This is a genomic window from Leclercia sp. J807 (assembly GCF_009734465.1).
GTDB lineage: Bacteria > Pseudomonadota > Gammaproteobacteria > Enterobacterales > Enterobacteriaceae > Enterobacter.
Genome location: NZ_CP046446.1, coordinates 4,388,474 through 4,406,753, shown reverse-complemented (window position 1 = coordinate 4,406,753; position 18,280 = coordinate 4,388,474). Strand labels below are relative to the sequence as shown.

Sequence of the window (18,280 nt, the reverse complement as noted above, 5' to 3'; positions counted from 1 at the left end):
ACGATTACTCGCTATGGCGGGCAGAAACCGCAAGACCTTTTATGCCCTGGGCGTGTTGGCCGTGGCGCTGGTGATTGTCGGTGTGCTGGCTGTGCAACGTATGTGGTCCGGGACCGAGGTGCCGGTCGTTACGCAGGTAATTGAACGCGGTGATATTCAGAAGACCGTCCTGGCGACCGGCATCCTCAAACCTTCTGTACAGGTGAATGTCGGTGCGCAGGTCAATGGTCAGTTAAAAAAACTGCACGTTCGTGCCGGCGATCGCGTCACTAAAGGTCAACTGCTGGCTGAAATTGACCCGGCGTTGCAACAAAGCGAGCTGCGTAAATCTGAGGCGGCGCTGGATATTGCCATCGCCCAGAAAGAGGCCGCCCAAGTCACGCTCAAACAGTATGATCTTGAGCTTAAACGCCAGTTGCGGATGGATCGCGACGGATCCGGCACGAAGAGCAATCTCGAGGAGGCGCAGGCCAGGTTCGATACGCAGAAGGCGCAGTTGTTAGTCAATGAAGCGCAGATCGTACAGGCGTGGATGGCGCTGGAAACGGCAAAAGCCAATCTGGGCTATACGCAGATTATGGCGCCGGTGGACGGACAGGTGTTGGGTATCGTTACCCGGGAAGGACAGACCGTTGTCTCCTCGCAGACCGCGCCGACCATTCTGGTGCTGGCCGACGTTGATACCATGACGGTGCACACGCGTATTTCAGAAACAGACATTCTGAAAGTCCGTCCCGGCCAGCCGCTGTGGTTTTCCGTTGTGGCCGATCCTAAACGTCGATATCAAAGTGTGATGGGCACACTTCAGGATGCGCCGAGTGACGCTTTACAGGATGACAGTGCCCGTCCCCAGGGGCAACAAGCCTCCGCCGTCTATTACGATGGCGTATTCAGCGTACCGAACCCCGACCATCTGCTACGTACCTCTATGACGGCACAGGTGTTCATCATCACCGATCAGGTTAAAAATGTGCTGCGCCTGCCGCTGATGGCACTGGGTCAGCCGCAGGGGAAAGATCGCTATCAGGTGCAGGTAATGAAGGGCGATAAGATCGAACTGCGGCAGGTGCGAGTGGGCATCAACGACCGTCAGTTCGTTGAGGTGAAAGAGGGCCTGAGCGAAGGCGAGCACGTTGTGATTGTGCAAAATGAGACCGGGGCTGCGCATGGCTAACGCGCCGGTTATCGAACTTTCACATATCTCCCGCCATTTTGGCTCGGGCAGCGCTGCGGTAACTGTGCTGAAGGATATCTCCCTGCGCGTTGAGGCGGGGGAGATGGTCGCCATTATCGGTGCATCGGGTTCCGGGAAATCCACGCTGATGAATATCATTGGCTGCCTGGATAAACCGTCGGAAGGCGAAATGCGCATTATGGATATCCCTGCGCAGGTGGCCAGCAGCGAACAACTCGCAGAGCTGCGCAGCCAGTATCTGGGCTTTATCTTTCAGCGCTATCACCTGATGCCCTATCTGACGGCCATCGAAAACGTCACCATTCCGGCACTGTATACCGATATGCCTGCCCCTGAACGTCGGACACGGGCTGAGTATCTGTTGACTCGCTTGGGTCTTGGTGAGCGCATGAATTACCGGCCTGCACAGCTCTCCGGCGGGCAGCAGCAACGCGTCAGTATCGCCCGAGCCCTGATGAACGGCGCGCCGGTGATTCTGGCGGATGAGCCCACGGGGGCGCTCGACAGCACCAGTGGCCAGGAGCTGATGGCCATTTTGCATGGACTTCATCAGGCCGGGCATACGCTTATTATCGTCACCCATGACCGGTGTATCGCCGAACAGTGCCAGCGCATTGTCGAAATCCACGACGGCCAGATTGTGGCTGACCGGGTCAATCCAGTTATGCCGAAGGTGACATCCCATGACCTTCCAGCCATAGCCGCCACCGGGCGAACGCCTGTCTGGCAGAGCATCAAGGAAGCGGTGCGCATGGCGTGGCGCTCCCTGCTTGGGCATCGGATCCGCGCCTTCCTTTCCATGCTGGGCATCATCATCGGCATCTCTTCTGTTGTCTCTTCTATGGCAGTCGGTGAAGGGGCAAGGCAGAGCATTCTCAGCCAGATAAGCCAGCTGGGAAGCAGCTCGGTCGAAATTCGGCCCGGTCTCGGCTGGGACAAACTGCGGCCCGATTTTGAACGGGCATTGACGCTGGATGATGTGGATTTGCTCGGCAAACAGCCATACATCGACAGCCTGTCGCCGATAGTGAATAAAACTGCTATGGCGGTCCGGGGCGGTAAGCAAGTTGTTGTCTCCCTGTCGGGCGTCAGTAACGGTTTCTTTCGTGTGCAGGGGCTGAACTTTGTTAATGGGAACCGTTTCACGGCACGCGATCTGGATGAACGTGAGCCGGTGGTCATCATCGATCCGAACGTGCGCAGCACGCTATTCCCTGGCGGGCAGGATCCGCTGGGCGAAATTATTCAACTTTCCGGCGTGCCTTACAGAGTGATCGGCGTAGCGGAGAAAAAAGGGCCGAAATATTTCGGCGAGCAACTCGGCGCATGGATCCCCTATACCTCGCTGCTGGAGCGGATGTCGGGTGATACGCCGTTGCAGTCCATTACCCTGCGTATCGCCGACGATTATCCACTCGATGCTGCTCAGCGAGATGTCGAGCAACTGCTGGATTCGGTGCACGGCAGACGGGATTTCTTCACCATGACCAACGATCAGATGACGAAGACGATTCGTAAAACGTCGGAGTCGATGACCCTGCTGATCACCGCGATTGCCGGAATTTCTCTGCTGGTAGGTGGCGTCGGGGTGATGAACATCATGCTGGTGTCGGTAACGGAAAGGACCCATGAGATTGGCATTCGCCTCTCGGTCGGTGCCCGGCCTGCGGACATCATGCGTCAGTTCCTGATTGAGGCGATGGTGATTTGTTCCCTCGGCGGCCTGATTGGCATTATCGGCTCGGGTCTGGCGGGGCTGATTTTTTCTTTGGTTACGCAGGAATTCACCATGATTTTCACCTGGCCGCCCATCCTTTTGGCCTGTGGCTTCTCCGCGCTGATCGGGCTTGGCTTTGGCTTTTTCCCGGCGCGCAATGCGGCCCGCCTGCATCCCACGGAGGCGCTGGCCCGCGAATGAAACTGAACCCATTCATCATTGCCGCCATGACGCTGACGCTGTTTGGCTGTGGTCAGGCGCTGAAAAGCGACTATCAAAGACCCATGCTGTCAGTACCTGACGCCTGGCGTGTGAAGGATACTGGCGAGGGCGTAGCGAAATTTTCCCCGCACTGGTGGGATAATTTTGGCGATCCGCAGCTGTCACGCCTGATCGTTTCCATGTTGCAGAGCAATAACGATCTGGCGCTGGCAGGGATCAAGCTTCGCCAGGCGCGACTGGCGGCTGGGATATCGGATCTTAATCTGACGCCTGACGTCACCGCAGGCGGAAGAGCCAGTAATACTAAGTCTCTGCATCACGACACTACGCCGACAGAAAGCTACAGCAACGCTCTTTCAGCGTCATACGAGCTGGATCTCTGGGGAAAACTGGCGCGTATCCGGGAGCAGTCCGACTGGCTGGCAAAAGCATCGGAGCAGGATTTACAGGCTACTGCGCTGTCGCTTATTGGCACAACGTCTCAGCTTTACTGGCAGATTGCCAGCCTGAATCAGCAGATCGGCAATGTCCGGCAGAGTCTGGAGATTGCCAGAGAAACTCTGCGCATGGTGACCTCCCGCTGGAAGGCGGGTGATCTGGGCCAGCTCGATTATTTGCAGGCGCAGCAGACGGTGTTGAGCCGTGAAATTAGTCTGCGTGATTTACTCCAGCAGCGCGATGAAAGCCGTAATGCATTGGCGATTCTACTCAGCCGCCCGCCTGGACAGTACCCTGCCGAACGTCAGACGCTGGATCTCCATCAGCGTGTACCGGTGGCGCAGCGCCTGCCACTGGAAACCATCGCCAAAAGGCCGGACGTGCAGTCCGCCGAACTGAAACTGCGTGCCGCGCTGGCGGGTTCAGACGTTGCGCGATTGAGTTTTTATCCCTCGCTGTCGCTCAGTGCCTCATTGAATGCCGGTGCTGCTGTGTTTCAGCAATGGTTCAGCAACCCGGCCCGAACGCTGGGATCAGCGGTCGATCTGCCTTTCATCCAGTGGAACAAAGTGCAACTGACCGTCGACCAGTCCGGCCTGGATGTCCAGAGTGCGGCGATTCAGTTTCGTCACGCCTCCTACAGTGCGCTGCAGGATATCGATAACGCGATGTCGCAGCGCCTGACCTGGCAGCAGGAAAAACAGCATTTATTGAACGATTTGGCGCTGAGCCAACAGCGGCTGGTGCTGGTGGAAAGCCAGTATCACCACGGTTCGGTGAGTTATCAGGCGTTACTTGATGCGCAGAATGCGCTGCTGGTCAGCGAAAACGCGCTGGTAACAAACCAGTACAACTACCTGTATTCCACGATGAAACTCTGGTTGGCGCTAGGGGGCGGGGAAGACAATACGATGAATAAACAAGGATAAGCCATGACAATGGACACTTTACAGACGATGGACGCGCCGCGTCGGGTAGTGGTTACGGGTTATGGGGCAGTAACACCGCTGGGGATGAATGCCGCTGAAAGCTGGGCAGCCATCATGGATTACAAACTCGGCTACCGTTATTGCGACAAATCTGCCGCCGGGATCAAATCCCGTTTTTATGGCCTGATCGATGAGGAGCCTTCACTCAAAGGCGTACCTGCCGCCATCCGACGCCGCTTGCCACGTTATGCACGGCTTACGCTGGCCGCTGCGCGAGAGGCCATGCAGATGTCGTTTGGCGATGAAAAGCCTGAGCACTATTACGATCTGCGCGATTGCGGCGCCATCATGGGCACCGGCTGGGCAGGTCAGGACGAAACCCAGGTTTATTACGAAGATTATATGCGCACCGGGGTGGGCTCCCCTTTTGGCTGCTTTTTCTCGATGCCCAGCTCGGCCACGGCGGCAGTCAGCCTGCTGTGGGGGCTCCGTGGCTATCAAAATACACCGATCGCAGCCTGCGCGACGGGGACCATCGCGATAGGCGATGCGTTTGAACTTATCCGACATGGTCGTGCAAACATGATGCTGGCGGGGGCCGGAGAATCGCTGCGTTCTGATTCAGCAGTATGGAATATTGACGTGCTTGGCGCGCTGGCCAGCGAGCAGGAAGAGATCACGCGCGCCTGTTGTCCGTTCAGCCTGCATCGTAATGGCTTTGTGCTAAGCGAAGGGGCGGCGGTGCTGTGTCTCGAAGAGCGTGAATCTGCTATTGCACGTGGTGCGACTATTCTTGGCGAAATTCTCGGGTACGGTAATTTCTCCGATGCCAGTGATTTTACCGCGCCGGCCGAAGACAAAATTGCGCGGGTGCAAACCATCCGCCATGCCCTTCAGCAGGCTGGCGTTACCGCCCGGGAACTGGATTATATCAACGCCCACGGCACGTCTACGCCGCTTAACGACCTTAATGAAACCGAGGCGATGAAGATTGCGCTGGGCGAGGCGGCTTACACCACGCCTTGCTCAAGTACGAAATCCTATACTGGCCATCTGATTGCTGCCGCTGGCAGCTTTGAATCGATCGTTTGTTTGCAGGCCCTTGAGCATCAGGTGATGCCTGCGACCTGTCATCTCGCTACGCCCGATCCGGCATGCAATCTGGATTATGTACCCAATACCCATCGCCCGGCAGCGCTAAACACAACCCTCAACCTCAGCTTCGGGTTTGGCGGCGCGAACGCGGCGCTGGTGATCGGCAGGGGGAAATGATGTCGCTAAGCTACAGCCTGGAACATGCCAAACGCTGGGCGGCCTTTTCGGGTGACTATAATCCCATTCATTTTGACGTTAACGAGGCGAAGCGTCTGGGGGTGGACGGATTATGCGTACACGGCATGCGCGCGCTGCTGGATGTAAAATCCGCGCTCAGTGCTGCCGTGGAAAAACATGCATCGTCACTGGAAGGTCTGGTATTCAGCAGTCGTCTTCGCGAGCCGGTGATGTGTGAAATACCCTATGAGCTGCCTGTAAAAGAAGTGGTGCGTCGTGAGCAGATGCAGGTGAGCGGAAATTTGGTGAATTTTCAGACACAGAAGACCAGCATCAGTAGTAAAATCACTGGCGCTAACTCATTGACGTTATCACCTGCCGCTCAGGTGAATACGCTTGAAGGGGAAGAGCTGGCGGTGCTGTATACCCAGTTTCTGACTCATGTCGGACAGGTTGCTCCGCTGTGGATTTTCCTTGATGCGATATTGTTCCGCCAGTTAGTCAATGCACCGGCAACGCTCGAGACGGTGCATAGCATTATCCCTGAGCATAAGGCCAATAGCCTGCGCGATGTTTTCAGCCTGGTGCAGGTTGTTCAGACGCACCATGACACGCATTTTTCACCCCGGTTGTTACGGCAAAATGAGAGTGGTCAGCGTTTTGACGCTATCGATTATGCGATCCTGCCGACGCTGGTAATGGGCAATAAACATGCTGGACTGGTTTTAGTGGCGGGCATTCAGGCGTGGCGTGTCAATGAGCCGTTGATGTCTGTCACGGTTACATTGAAAACCGGCTCGCTGGCTGGCTGACAGGTGATTGCTGATAAAAAAGAGCAATTAACCCTAAATAACATTCAACAGTCTGAATTAAAGGAATAAATCATGACACCTTTTGATGAAGTTTATAGCAAAGTTTGTGAGATGTTGTGCGATGCAAAAGACATGGAAATGGAAGATCTGGATCCGGACATGCCTCTGTATCAGCTAAAGCTCGATAGCCTGGATTATGTGGAACTTATGGTGCTGGCAAAGAAAGAATTTGGCGTCACCATTGAAGCTGAACTGTTCACAAATAATGTGAATATTACGCTTCGCGAGCTATGTCAGTATCTCAGCGAAAAAAGTCTTTAACTATGCAGAGGAAATGGATATTAGTCACCGGCGGAAGCCGTGGGATCGGACGTGCTACGGTGCTGCGTCTGGCGAAAGAATATAATGTGATATTTACCTGGAATCAGGGTGAAAGCGCGGCTCGGGAGGTTGAACAGGCCTGCGCAACGCTGCCGGGTAAGGTTGAAAGCTATCAATGTGACGGAAGTGATGAGCAGGCTGTGGCGCGTGTCGCCACTGATTTACTGACGCGTTACGGTGCGCCCCACGGCGTAGTGCACAATGCCGGTATCACGCTTGATGAATTGCACATTCACCAAAACCCGGATAACTGGCGTAAGGTGATGGATACGAACTTAAATGCTGTCTTCTATTTTAACCAGCATCTGCTTAAGCCGATGTTGATAGAAGGTGGCGGTTCTATAGTAATGATGTCGTCAGTTACCGGTGTGAAGGGCAATAGTGGGCAAAGTGCCTATGCAGCGAGTAAAGCGGCCATGATTGGCCTTGCACGGACGCTATCAGTGGAGTTAGGGCGTTTTAACGTCAGGGTCAATTGCTTGCTACCCGGCTATATCGACACCGATATTCTGGCCAATATCCCTAAAGAAAAACTGACTGCGCTGCACAAAACCATTCCGATGAAACGCTTCGGTACAGTAAACGAAGTCGCTGGTGCGGTGGCATGGCTGGTGAGTGACGACAGCACTTATATGACCGGACAAACTCTTATTCTGGATGGTGGCCTTTCCGCCTGATCAGAATGACAACATTCTATTCACTTCAAACAGGACGCAAGGCGTCCTGTCTTTTTATTCACACAAAAAACAGTCTCCTGCCAGGTTTATTTTACTGAGCATTAGGTCTGGAATCGTATAAATTTGAGATATTTCTCACTATTCTAAAAAATAGCGTCTTTTTCATCACAAAAAGTACGCAAAAAATCTAAGAAATAACCTATGGTGCTGACCGCTGACAGCAGGATAAAATCATTTTGTAAGCGCATAGTTCCAGCCGGAGAAAACAATAACTATTCTTTTAAAGTATGATTTAAGTGTGGCTGTATCTTATCGGATGTCGTTTTCTATAGATAAAGAATATAAATCATTAGCGCGCCATTTAAATAAATTATCTTTTTCCGTATCGATTAGCGAACTGAATTACTTCAGAGAAACTTATTTGAGGCCGTCAGGATGACAATGAATGTAGCGCCTCAAGTGTTAAAGTGCGGGTCTGCTTTAGCAAAGTTTGCTCGGGGAAACGATACGCGATTCATCAAAAATCAGTCAGGATGCCGCACTATTCAGGATGCAGTTTTGTTGTGTACTACGGGTAATACTGGAAGTTTTAAATAAATTTTGTGAGTTTGGTGTGAAAAAATCTTTAAAAGAAATGGTGTTAAACTAAGGTGACTTTTTTTGGTTCTTAAAACTAATATATCGCCATGCCGCAGCGTAAAATGTCGTGAAATGAGCGGCAATAAATTTTAGCGTAATTCATTTTTCTGTTGTTTATTTAGAGTCCCTATAAGAAGTTTCATGAATACAAGAAAAAACCGAACCCGATAAATAGGATAAAAACAACGGTTTAGAGCGTAACGTACTGAAATAGAAAGTTAAACATAAATGGAAGCCGAGTAAGGGAATCAGTATTGACATGAAATTACCATCTCATTAAATTGTGCTCCAATTTAGTTCGACATGAATCGTTGGGATTTAGGGGGAACCCATCCAACGTTTTATTTACTGCGGTGGAGACTTCAGGAACTAAATAAAGGAAATGACATAGCGTTGTCGTGTAACATATTTAATAGGGACAAATTAATGAAAAAAAATCTTCTGGCAGTTGCTCTGATGGCTACCTCCGTTTTCGCTACTTCAGCAATCGCTGCTGATGGCGCAGTTAACTTCACTGGTACTATTACCGATGCAGCTTGTACTGTTGATGCAGATTCTCTGAATCAGTCAGTGATTCTGGGTAACATTAGCCGCAATGCATTCAAAGCTGCTGGCGATATCTCTGGTACTAAAGGGTTCAAACTGGTACTGAAAGATTGCCCGGATACTGTAAAAGGTGCAGTTGTTCGTTTCGACGGTGAGCAGGCAGCTGGTGACAACGGCATTCTGGCGCTGACCGCAGGTGAAAAGACCGCTAAAGAAGTCGGTATTCAGATTACTGACGCTCAGAATAAAGTCGTTCCACTGTATACCGACTCATCTGTTTACAGCCTGACCAGCACTGGTCCTAACACCCTGAGCTTCCGCGCAGGTTATATCGCCCTGTCTGATAAAGTCACTGTGGGTGAGGCAAACGCTGTTACTCAGTTCACTATCGTATATCAGTAATTTTCACTGAGCTAAATCAGACTGGAGGCAAGGTATGCCTCTGGTCTTTTTGAACATTCGAGACAGGCAGGGATAGCATGAATAGATGGCACGCTACAGGGGTGGCTGCATTATTAATGACCTTAGTCACGACGGCGCAGGCGGGCGTGGTGGTAGGGGGAACACGGGTAATTTATGACGGCGCAAAAAAAGAAAGTTCCATTAATGTCAGTAACCCTGACAACAATGTCTATCTCATTCAGTCATGGGTAGATGGCGCAGGGACAACTGATAAAGCACCGTTTATTGTTACTCCTCCTTTATTCCGACTGGACAGCAATCAGCAAAACATTTTGCGTATCGTGCGTGCGGGCGGCAATCTGCCACAGAATAAAGAGTCGATGTACTGGCTCAATATTAAATCGATCCCTTCTGCTAATAAATCGCAAGAAAATACACTGCAGATTGCAGTGAAAACGCGTATTAAGCTCATTTTCCGTCCCGCTAGTGTTAATAATTCCCTTGAAGAGTCCGCCAAAAGCCTGACCTGGAAACGAATGGGTAATCAGTTGAAGGTCACTAACCCATCCCCAAATTATATTAATTTTTTCAAAGTTAATATCAATGGGATTGAAGTAAAAAACGCCACTATGGTTGCGCCGCAATCAGAGGCCAGCTTCGATTTGCCGGGCAACGTTTCAGGGAATTCGCTGAACTGGCAGTTTATTAACGATTATGGCGGCACAAGCAAAATTCTCACTGTTGGTATTTGAACTCAATCACCAGAGTGTCGCTGCGTTGATTGAGCATGGAAGTGAAGAACGTTAGTCATCAATTTCATTATCAAATGGCTGCGTTTGTATATGGGAAAATAATATGAATAAAATTACGAAGAGCCATACTTCGAACCATTTTTCACGTACTCGTCTTGCCTGCTTGTTAACATTTTTAATGGGCGGGGCTGCCCTTACGCACGCAGCGGAATATTTTAATCCTGCGTTACTCGAAATCGATAATCCAGGCCAGGGAAAAGCGGATTTATCTATTTTCGAAGATGGCGACTTACAGGCACCAGGCACCTATCGTGTTGATATCTATCTTAACGGATCAGAAGTAGTTACCCGTGACATTAAATTTTCCCTTGTTGTTGATGCTGCCGGTAATCAGAGCCTTTATCCCTGTTTGAGTGGAGAGCTATTGCAGGAAATAGGCGTGAAAATTGGTATGTTCCCCGGTATTAAGGTCACAGATGAATGCGCCAACTTTACCGGTGCGATAGCGCAATCTTCTGCAAAATTTCGATTCGATCAACAACGCCTTGAATTGAGCATGCCGCAGATAGCGCTTAATGCCGAGGCTCGTGGTTACGTTTCTCCGGATAAGTGGGATCAGGGCATTCCAGCATTACTCGTAAATTATAGCTTCAGCGGCGCAAATACCGAGGCGCGAAATGGCGACAGTAGAAACTCAGATAACTATTACCTGAACTTGCGTTCTGGAGCGAATCTGGGGGCCTGGCGTCTACGTAACTATTCGACCTGGAACCGCGACAGTGATGGAAACGAGCGCTGGGAATCTATCAGCACTTATCTGCAACGCGACATTCATATTCTAAGAAGTCAGCTCACCCTGGGCGACAGCACCTCACCCAGTGAAATCTTCGATTCCGTACCGTTTCGCGGTATACAGTTGGCTTCCGATGAAGACATGCTGCCGGACAGCCTGAAAGGCTATTCACCGGTGGTACGCGGTATTGCAAGCAGCAATGCGCAGGTAACGATATACCAGAATGGTTACGTCATTTACCAGAGCTACGTACCAGCTGGCCCGTTCGCCATCACTGACCTCTATCCGACGGCGGGTAGTGGCGATCTGAACGTGATCATTAAAGAAGCTGACGGTACCGAGCGAACAATGATTGTACCTTTTGCTTCCGTACCTGTGCTCCAGCGTGAAGGCCGCCTGAAGTATAGCGTCACCAGTGGTCAGTACCGCTCATATAACGATGACGTTGATAAGACGTTATTCTCGCAGCTCACTGCCATGTACGGATTACCGTTCGGCGCGACGCTGTATGGCGGCATGCAGGCGGCGAGCAAATATCAGTCGCTGGCTGTGGGGATCGGGCAAAACCTGGGCCGCTTCGGGGCGCTTTCTGCAGACGTTATGCAGGCATGGACCAAGCTGGAACACGCAGAGAAAGACAGCGGCCAGTCGTACCGTCTGCGCTACGGTAAAAGTTTCGCTGAAACCGGCACCAACTTCAGCCTTGCCAGCTACCGCTATTCCACCGCGGGTTTTTACACGCTGCAGGAGGCGCTGGATAGCTACACCGGAAATAATGGTCAGTTTAACGATCATAAGAAAAGCCGTGCCGAGCTGGTTTTGAGTCAAAACCTGGGGGACAAAGCCGGTGCGTTCTCTCTTAACCTGGTAAGAGAAGATTACTGGAATAACAACCGTTCTACCGAATCGGTTGGTGTTGGGTATAACAACTCCTGGAAAGGGATCTCCTACGGGATCAACTACACCTATAGCCGCAATGGTCAGGATCAGCACAAAAAGCGGACGTACTATACCGATCAGATCGTGGCCGTGAACGTCAGTGTTCCATTGAGTCAGTGGCTACCGAACAGCTACGCAACCTACAACCTTAACAGCAGCAAAAATGGTACTACCTCAAATAACGTTGGTCTCAACGGTACGGCGCTTGCTGATAACAACCTGAGTTACAGCCTCTCCCAGGGTTATACCTCTCAGGGAGAAGGGGCGAACGGCTACGCCAGCGCGGATTACAGAGGTGGATACGGGGAAATTAACGCGGGTTATGGTTACGATAAAAGCCAGCGCCGTCTGGATTATGGCTTGCAAGGCGGCATTGTCTTGCATGAAAACGGCTTAACGCTTTCACAGCCGCTCAATGAAACCGTGGTGCTGGTAAAAGCGCCGGGCGCGGACGGTGTAACCATCTCGAACAACACCGGTGTGACAACCGACTGGCGCGGCTATGCGGTGGTGCCTTACGCCACGGCATACCGACGTAACCAGATTTATCTTGATACCTTAACCTTGCCTGAAGATGTGGATATGACGCTGACCAGTGCGTCAGTCATTCCTACCCGCGGTGCCGTCGTGCGCGCAGACTTTAACCCGAGTGTCGGACAACGTGTGCTAATGACGCTGCTCCGTGCCAATGGCGAACCGGTGCCTTTCGGTGCAACGGTGAGCAAGGTGGATGGCACAAAAGACGATGGCAGCATTGTCGGCGATGGCGGTCAGGTTTATCTGTCGGGTATGGCCGATGCCGGAACGCTTATGGCGAAATGGGGTAACGCAGAGGCGCAGACCTGTCGGGTGAGTTATACGTTACCTTCGCAATCGGCCACGGCGGGGATTCAAATTATTAATGGAGACTGCCGGTAAGGCGGGATATGGACATGACCGAACGCACGATGACATTTGTCGCAGATAAGACTTCACGCCACATTCCATGGCGTCGTATCGCCGGTAAAAAAAGCAGCGCATTATTCGGCCTGGCATTGGCGGGCTGGATGCTGAGCACCTCCGTACAGGCAGCCGCATGCAGATCAGACAGCGGGACGCAACGCTATGACTTTCTGATGGATTACACGTTAAAAGATCCTACCGAGAACGTGGCCGGAAGGACGATTAACGGTGCCTATCAATGGAACCTTGGCAGCATCTACTACGTGAGTTGTGACTGTACCGGAGAATACGGGCCTGCCTGGATTACCGCAAAAGTACCTGAAAGAGAGCTGGTACATACCGACGGTGACCTGAAATTTTACGCCATTAATGACTATCTGGCAGTGGCCAGCAAGGTATGGATCGCTGGCGGCAGGGATGAAGACGTCGCGACGCCTTTTACCAACAAGTCTAATAGGAACAAACCGGTCCGGTGCAACACTTTTCTCTATGGTACCGGCTCGAAAGGTAGTATTTCCCTCTATTTCCGGCGGCCCTTTGTGGGTGAACAAATCATTCCGGTAACTAAGGTTACCGATGTGTATATCGCTACTGATGACAAGACTCAGTCCATCGAGCCGGTGTCAACGGTTTGGATGAGCGGAAAAGTTACAGTACCGCAATCATGCGTGATTAATGGCGGGGGCACTATCGATGTGGATTTCAAAGATATTATGGCTGGCGATATTACGACGAAAGGCGAAATGGCTAAAAACTTCACGCCTAGAAACGTCAATTTGAATGTGAAATGCTCCAATATTTCCGAAGGGGTGAAGGTCAGCCTCTCTTTCTCTGGAACGCCGGATATGAATGATCCGACTGCCTTATCGACAACCAATAAAGATGTGGGCGTCAGAATGAAGAATCCAAAGGGAGATAATCTCGACCCGAATGGTGGAGAATTGCCGTTAAATATGGATTATACCAGCCAGATAGCAACATCGTCGATTACCTTATTTCCATTTAATACCACCGGTAAAATGCCTGAAACGGGTGACTTTACCGCAACAGCCACCATTCGTGCTGAAATACAATAATTCCGGACGCTACCGGTAAGGGAAAATAATGAAGGATTCAATTTTATCAATACATCAAAAGAGAAAAGCCCCTGCGTTGCTGCTGTGTCTGGCTGCAGGCATGCTGTCCTATTCTGCAAATGCTGATACGCAACTGAATATCACGGGTACCATTAAAGCCTCGCCGTGCAAAATCGACGTGCCTGCAGGCGGGGTGAATGTGGATTTGGGGCAGAATATCATGGCGGGGGATCTGTCTGAGGCTAAATCGGCAACTGAATGGAAACCTATTGCCATTGCGGTGAGTGAATGCCCAGCCACCACGTCTAAAGTTACCATGGCGCTGAGCGGCACGGCGGATACGGACGAGCCTGATATGTACAAGAACAACGGAACAGCAGAACAAGTGCAAATCCAACTGCAAAATACAGCGTCAGGTCAGGCGCTGGGTAATGCCTCAACTCTGGTTCAGGACGTAGAATCTACCAGCAAAGGCACGACCTTCAATATGCAGGCGCGGGCGTACAGCTCTAAGGGTAACGCAACACCGGGGTCGATCCTTGGCGTAGTGCAGCTTACCTTTACTTATCAGTAAACAGCAATAACCGCGGCTTCAGGAAGAATCTGCGAGTAAATAAAAACGTCTGACTCAGTAACGTTCCCGGTAGGGGAGCGTTACTGAGAATACAAGGAAGGTAGATGAATAAAATCAGTAATCCTGTACCTCATGTCCCATTAAGCCCTTCTCCCGCCGTCTCCGTGGGCGAAGGCGTGTTGATTATGGATGCCAGCCCGGTTACTGCTCTGGGCATTAAGCGCGTATTAACGGAGTCGTGCGGGATCGTCGAACCCATCGGTGCCGTACAAAACCTTGCCTCTATTCCCTCTGCTATTGCCAGTACATTGCCAGCGCTGCTTATCATGGACATTTGCGGTGAAAATGAATTGATGCTTGATGGGCTGCGGTTGTTGGCGCATCTGCACGAATCTCATCCGTCGATGAAGGTTATAATATGCACTGATTTTAGCGATCATCGTATTCTTGAGCTGCTAGTGTCATCGCATGCCAACGGTATCTTACTCAAACACGAGCCAGTGCTGGCATTAACACAGTGTGTTTCCGCCGTCATGTCAGGGGAGCGGCAGTGGGTAAGCCCTAAAGCGAAACGGTTGCTCTCTAAGAGTGCCCCGTCAAGCACTCCGCTGACCGCCCGCGAGCTGGATGTGCTTGCATATCTGTTCTCAGGCTTGAGTGTTTCCGGTATAGCGAAGACTCTCTATCGCAACGTCCGTACCGTGAGTACGCATAAGCGTAATGCGATGATAAAATTGGGCTATCACAATGACAGTGAACTTTATGCTCAATGTACGTGGATGGCAAAAACAGGCCCTGCCGCCCGTTTATAAGATACCAAGGATGGGGATTGCATAAAGATAAGTATCGGGGCGCAATTCCCAAACAGCATGGAACAGCAGCGCTATGAACTTAATCTCCCTCTGGCCTCAAACAGCCGCATTGATGGACAGCCACCCTCTGGCACTTTTTGGTCTGTCGACACTCATTCAATCCATCGCGCCAACATGTAATATTCTGATTAAAGAGACGAGTCTGAGTAAAATTTCAGAAGCATTGATGTATCAGTCGGTCGATATTCTCATTACCGACCTGCAAAGCGTAGAGGAAAGTCTGCAGGAAGGGGTGGATACTTTGTTACACCTGGGTTCGCAATTTCCCAACCTGAATATGGTTGTGTATACCTTTTGTCATGACAGTAAAGAATTATGGAAATTATTTAATCAGCAAAATATCAGCTTGATCGCACGTGGAGAGTCGATGGCAGACACTGAGAATTACTTCAAAAAAGCGTTTGCTCAGAGGCGGGTGTTAAGTCCAAAAATCTACACTGCTCTCTCTCATATCAATGATAAAAATGACAGAATGATATCCAGTCTGACGCGAAGTGAAATGGATGTATTAAAGCATTTACTCAATGGTATGGATTTACAACACATTGCGAAAATGAAAACGCTAAGTATTAAAACCGTTAGCGCGCATAAATGTAATGCGATGCGAAAACTCGGCGTAGAAACTGACGCAGAATTATTTGTACTGCTAAATGATGTTTTCCATCAAAAATAGTATGCATATGATTCATCTTTCTGATGTCATATAAAAGCTGAAAAACTGGCGCTGTATTGCCAGTTTTTCAGAGAGGTTTAAAGCGAGTATTTACATGCATTAACGCATGGTCACGAACTCTTCTGCCGCCGTTGGGTGAATAGCCACGGTATTATCAAAGTCTTTCTTGGTCGCACCCATTTTCAGCGCGACCGCAAAGCCCTGCAGGATCTCATCCATACCAAAGCCGATACCGTGAATGCCGACAATCTTCTCATCCGGGCCGACGCACACTAACTTCATGCGGCACGGCTGACGGTGAGACGTTACCGCGGTATACATGGCGGTGAAGGCGGATTTATACACTTTCACCTGGTCGTCGCCATAGTGCGCGCGCGCCTGAGGTTCGGTTAAACCAACGGTACCGATTGGCGGGTGGCTGAAGACTACGGTCGGGATGTTGTTGTAGTCCAGGTGCTCGTCCGGTTTGTTGTTAAACAGGCGCTCGGAAAGACGACGTCCCGCGGCGACAGCCACCGGGGTCAGTTCAACGGCACCGGTGTTATCGCCCACGGCGTAGATGCCTGGTACGCTGGTGTTCTGGAACTTATCGACAATGATATAGCCTTTCTCATTGGTTTTGACACCCGTGACGGCCAGGTTGAAGTTGTCGTTTGCGGGTTCACGGCCAATGGCCCAGATCAGGCAATCCACGGTCTGGCTGCGGCCATCTTCCAGCTCAAGGGTCAGGCTACCGTCAGCGTTTTTCACAACCGCTTTCGGAATGGCTTCCGTATGCAGATGCGGTCCTTCAGCATTCATCACTTCCACCAGCGTATCGACGATCAGCGGATCAAAGTTGCGCAGCGGCGCGTGTTTACGCACAAACAGGTGCGCTTCGGCGCCGAGGCCGTTAATCACGCCCGCCAGCTCCACGGCGATGTAACCCGCGCCAACGATGGCAACGCGTTTCGGCAGAGCAGGCAGCTCAAAGAAACCGTCGGAGTCGATACCGTATTCCGCACCCGGAATAGCCGGATGGCTCGGGCGGCCACCGGTGGCGATCAGGATATGATCGGCAGTGATCGTTTCACCGTTGACTTCGATCGTCTTCGCATCGACAAAGCGGGCAAAACCGCGGATTACGTCGACGTTGTTCTTACCCAGTACGTTATCGTAGGAGGTGTGAATGCGGTCGATGTAAGCGGTGCGGCTGGCGATCAGGCGATCCCAGTCGAAATTGTTAATGGTGGTATCAAAACCGTAATCCGGGCCATACAGGTGGATGGCCTCGCGGATCTGCGCTGCATGCCACATCACTTTTTTCGGTACACAACCAACGTTAACGCAGGTGCCGCCGAGATCTTTTGCTTCAATCAGCGCGCACTTTTGGCCATACATGGCCGCACGGTTAATCGAGGCGATACCGCCGCTGCCGCCGCCGATAGCGATGTAGTCATAATGCTTAGTCATGGTCTTATCCTTAATCGTTAATTGCCGCGATTGTATACCTGAAATCAATAGTTTCCATCGATGACTGCAATTACTCTGGCACGATCCAGCTAACGGTAGTATGGCCAGTACCGGCCGGGACCAGCTTTTTGTGCAGCCACGGCAGGACGTTATTCATCTGCGCTTCAAGCTTCCAGGGCGGGTTAATCACAATCATGCCGGAGGCGGTCATACCGCGTCGATCGCTGTCCGGGAGAACCGCCAGCTCAATTTGCAGGATCTTACGGATGCCGGTCGCTTCCAGATCCTTGCTCATGCGCTTGATCTGCGAACGCAGCACCACCGGATACCACAGCGCATAGGTGCCAGTGGCAAAGCGTTTGTAGCCCTCGTTGATGCCGGTAACCACCGCCTGGTAATCGCTTTTGATTTCGTATGGCGGGTCGATCAGCACCAGGCCGCGACGGGACACCGGCGGTAACTTCGCTTTCAGCTGCTGATAGCCGTCCGACTTTTCCACGCGCGCGCGGCTGTCTTTCTGGAATTCAGAGCGCAGCAGCGGGTAATCGCTCGGGTGCAGTTCGGTCAGCTGAATGCTGTCCTGCTCGCGCAGCAGCTGGCGGGCGATCAGCGGAGAACCTGGGTAGTAGCGTAACTGGCCGCTGCGGTTAAAATGATTGATCACGCCGATATACGGCTCAAGCTCCGCCGGCAGGTCATCCTGCTGCCAGATGCGGGCGATGCCTTCTAGGTACTCCCCGGTGCGCTCGGCATGCTCGCCGCTCAGCTGATAGCGGCCCGCGCCAGCATGGGTGTCCAGATAAAGAAAAGGCTTATCTTTCTCTTTTAGCGCTTCGATAATCAGGCTCTGAACGGTGTGTTTAAGGACGTCGGCGTGGTTGCCCGCGTGAAAGCTGTGGCGATAACTGAGCATGGGTAGATGAATTCCACTGAGTAAACGATTTTCCACAGTTTACCGCAGAACGACACAGAATACC

At 51.5% G+C, this 18,280-nt stretch carries 16 protein-coding genes; 14 read left to right on the top strand and 2 right to left on the bottom strand.

Going from position 1 to position 18,280, the window contains the following annotated elements; genetic code table 11:
* Positions 1-13 precede the first annotated feature (13 nt).
* The 14 genes from GNG26_RS20975 (at position 14) to GNG26_RS20910 (ending at position 15,851) form a co-directional block, all read left to right on the top strand.
* Positions 14-1,174, top strand: coding sequence for an efflux RND transporter periplasmic adaptor subunit (locus GNG26_RS20975; RefSeq protein ID WP_156240223.1), 1,161 nt, complete (start codon positions 14-16; stop codon positions 1,172-1,174).
* Positions 1,167-3,113 carry an ABC transporter permease gene (locus GNG26_RS20970; protein WP_156239969.1) on the top strand — a complete coding sequence of 649 codons (1,947 nt, stop codon included), beginning with the start codon at positions 1,167-1,169 and terminating at the stop codon, positions 3,111-3,113. The genes GNG26_RS20975 and GNG26_RS20970 overlap by 8 nt, the downstream gene beginning before the upstream one ends.
* The gene (locus tag GNG26_RS20965; protein WP_231604172.1) at positions 3,110-4,501 is read left to right on the top strand and encodes an efflux transporter outer membrane subunit; all 1,392 of its coding nucleotides are present in this window, start codon (positions 3,110-3,112) and stop codon (positions 4,499-4,501) included. The genes GNG26_RS20970 and GNG26_RS20965 overlap by 4 nt, the downstream gene beginning before the upstream one ends.
* 9 nt (positions 4,502-4,510) lie before the next feature.
* Complete coding sequence (locus GNG26_RS20960) at positions 4,511-5,773, top strand: beta-ketoacyl synthase (RefSeq protein ID WP_197080176.1); 1,263 nt, start codon at positions 4,511-4,513, stop codon at positions 5,771-5,773.
* Complete coding sequence (locus GNG26_RS20955) at positions 5,770-6,585, top strand: MaoC/PaaZ C-terminal domain-containing protein (RefSeq protein ID WP_197080119.1); 816 nt, start codon at positions 5,770-5,772, stop codon at positions 6,583-6,585. The genes GNG26_RS20960 and GNG26_RS20955 overlap by 4 nt, the downstream gene beginning before the upstream one ends.
* A 72-nt stretch (positions 6,586-6,657) precedes the next feature.
* On the top strand, positions 6,658-6,906 hold the full coding sequence (locus GNG26_RS20950) for an acyl carrier protein (RefSeq protein ID WP_103824732.1): 249 nt from the start codon (positions 6,658-6,660) through the stop codon (positions 6,904-6,906).
* Positions 6,907-6,908: 2 nt separating this feature from the next.
* Entirely contained in the window at positions 6,909-7,643 is a 735-nt protein-coding gene (locus GNG26_RS20945) for an SDR family NAD(P)-dependent oxidoreductase (RefSeq protein WP_114316466.1), read from the top strand.
* 1,065 nt (positions 7,644-8,708) lie between these two features.
* Positions 8,709-9,230, top strand: coding sequence for a fimbrial protein (locus tag GNG26_RS20940; RefSeq protein ID WP_103824734.1), 522 nt, complete (start codon positions 8,709-8,711; stop codon positions 9,228-9,230).
* Between the two features lie 77 nt (positions 9,231-9,307).
* Complete coding sequence (locus GNG26_RS20935; protein ID WP_156239965.1) at positions 9,308-9,982, top strand: molecular chaperone; 675 nt, start codon at positions 9,308-9,310, stop codon at positions 9,980-9,982.
* A 103-nt stretch (positions 9,983-10,085) separates the two neighbouring features.
* Positions 10,086-12,632, top strand: coding sequence for a fimbria/pilus outer membrane usher protein (locus tag GNG26_RS20930; protein ID WP_156239963.1), 2,547 nt, complete (start codon positions 10,086-10,088; stop codon positions 12,630-12,632).
* Between the two features lie 14 nt (positions 12,633-12,646).
* The gene (locus GNG26_RS20925) at positions 12,647-13,732 is read left to right on the top strand and encodes a fimbrial protein (RefSeq protein WP_197080118.1); all 1,086 of its coding nucleotides are present in this window, start codon (positions 12,647-12,649) and stop codon (positions 13,730-13,732) included.
* Positions 13,733-13,760: 28 nt separating this feature from the next.
* Positions 13,761-14,306, top strand: a complete 546-nt coding sequence (locus GNG26_RS20920) for a fimbrial protein (protein ID WP_156239959.1) — start codon at positions 13,761-13,763, stop codon at positions 14,304-14,306.
* 104 nt (positions 14,307-14,410) lie between these two features.
* The gene (locus tag GNG26_RS20915) at positions 14,411-15,118 is read left to right on the top strand and encodes a response regulator transcription factor (protein WP_231604169.1); all 708 of its coding nucleotides are present in this window, start codon (positions 14,411-14,413) and stop codon (positions 15,116-15,118) included.
* 73 nt (positions 15,119-15,191) lie between these two features.
* On the top strand, positions 15,192-15,851 hold the full coding sequence (locus GNG26_RS20910) for a LuxR C-terminal-related transcriptional regulator (RefSeq protein ID WP_114316471.1): 660 nt from the start codon (positions 15,192-15,194) through the stop codon (positions 15,849-15,851).
* Positions 15,852-15,950: 99 nt separating this feature from the next.
* Here GNG26_RS20910 and gorA read toward each other — a convergent pair whose 3' ends face one another.
* The gene (gene gorA / locus GNG26_RS20905; RefSeq protein WP_156239957.1) at positions 15,951-17,303 is read right to left on the bottom strand and encodes a glutathione-disulfide reductase; all 1,353 of its coding nucleotides are present in this window, start codon (positions 17,301-17,303) and stop codon (positions 15,951-15,953) included.
* A 70-nt stretch (positions 17,304-17,373) separates the two neighbouring features.
* The gene (locus tag GNG26_RS20900; RefSeq protein WP_156239955.1) at positions 17,374-18,216 is read right to left on the bottom strand and encodes a 23S rRNA (adenine(2030)-N(6))-methyltransferase RlmJ; all 843 of its coding nucleotides are present in this window, start codon (positions 18,214-18,216) and stop codon (positions 17,374-17,376) included.
* Positions 18,217-18,280: the final 64 nt, after the last annotated feature.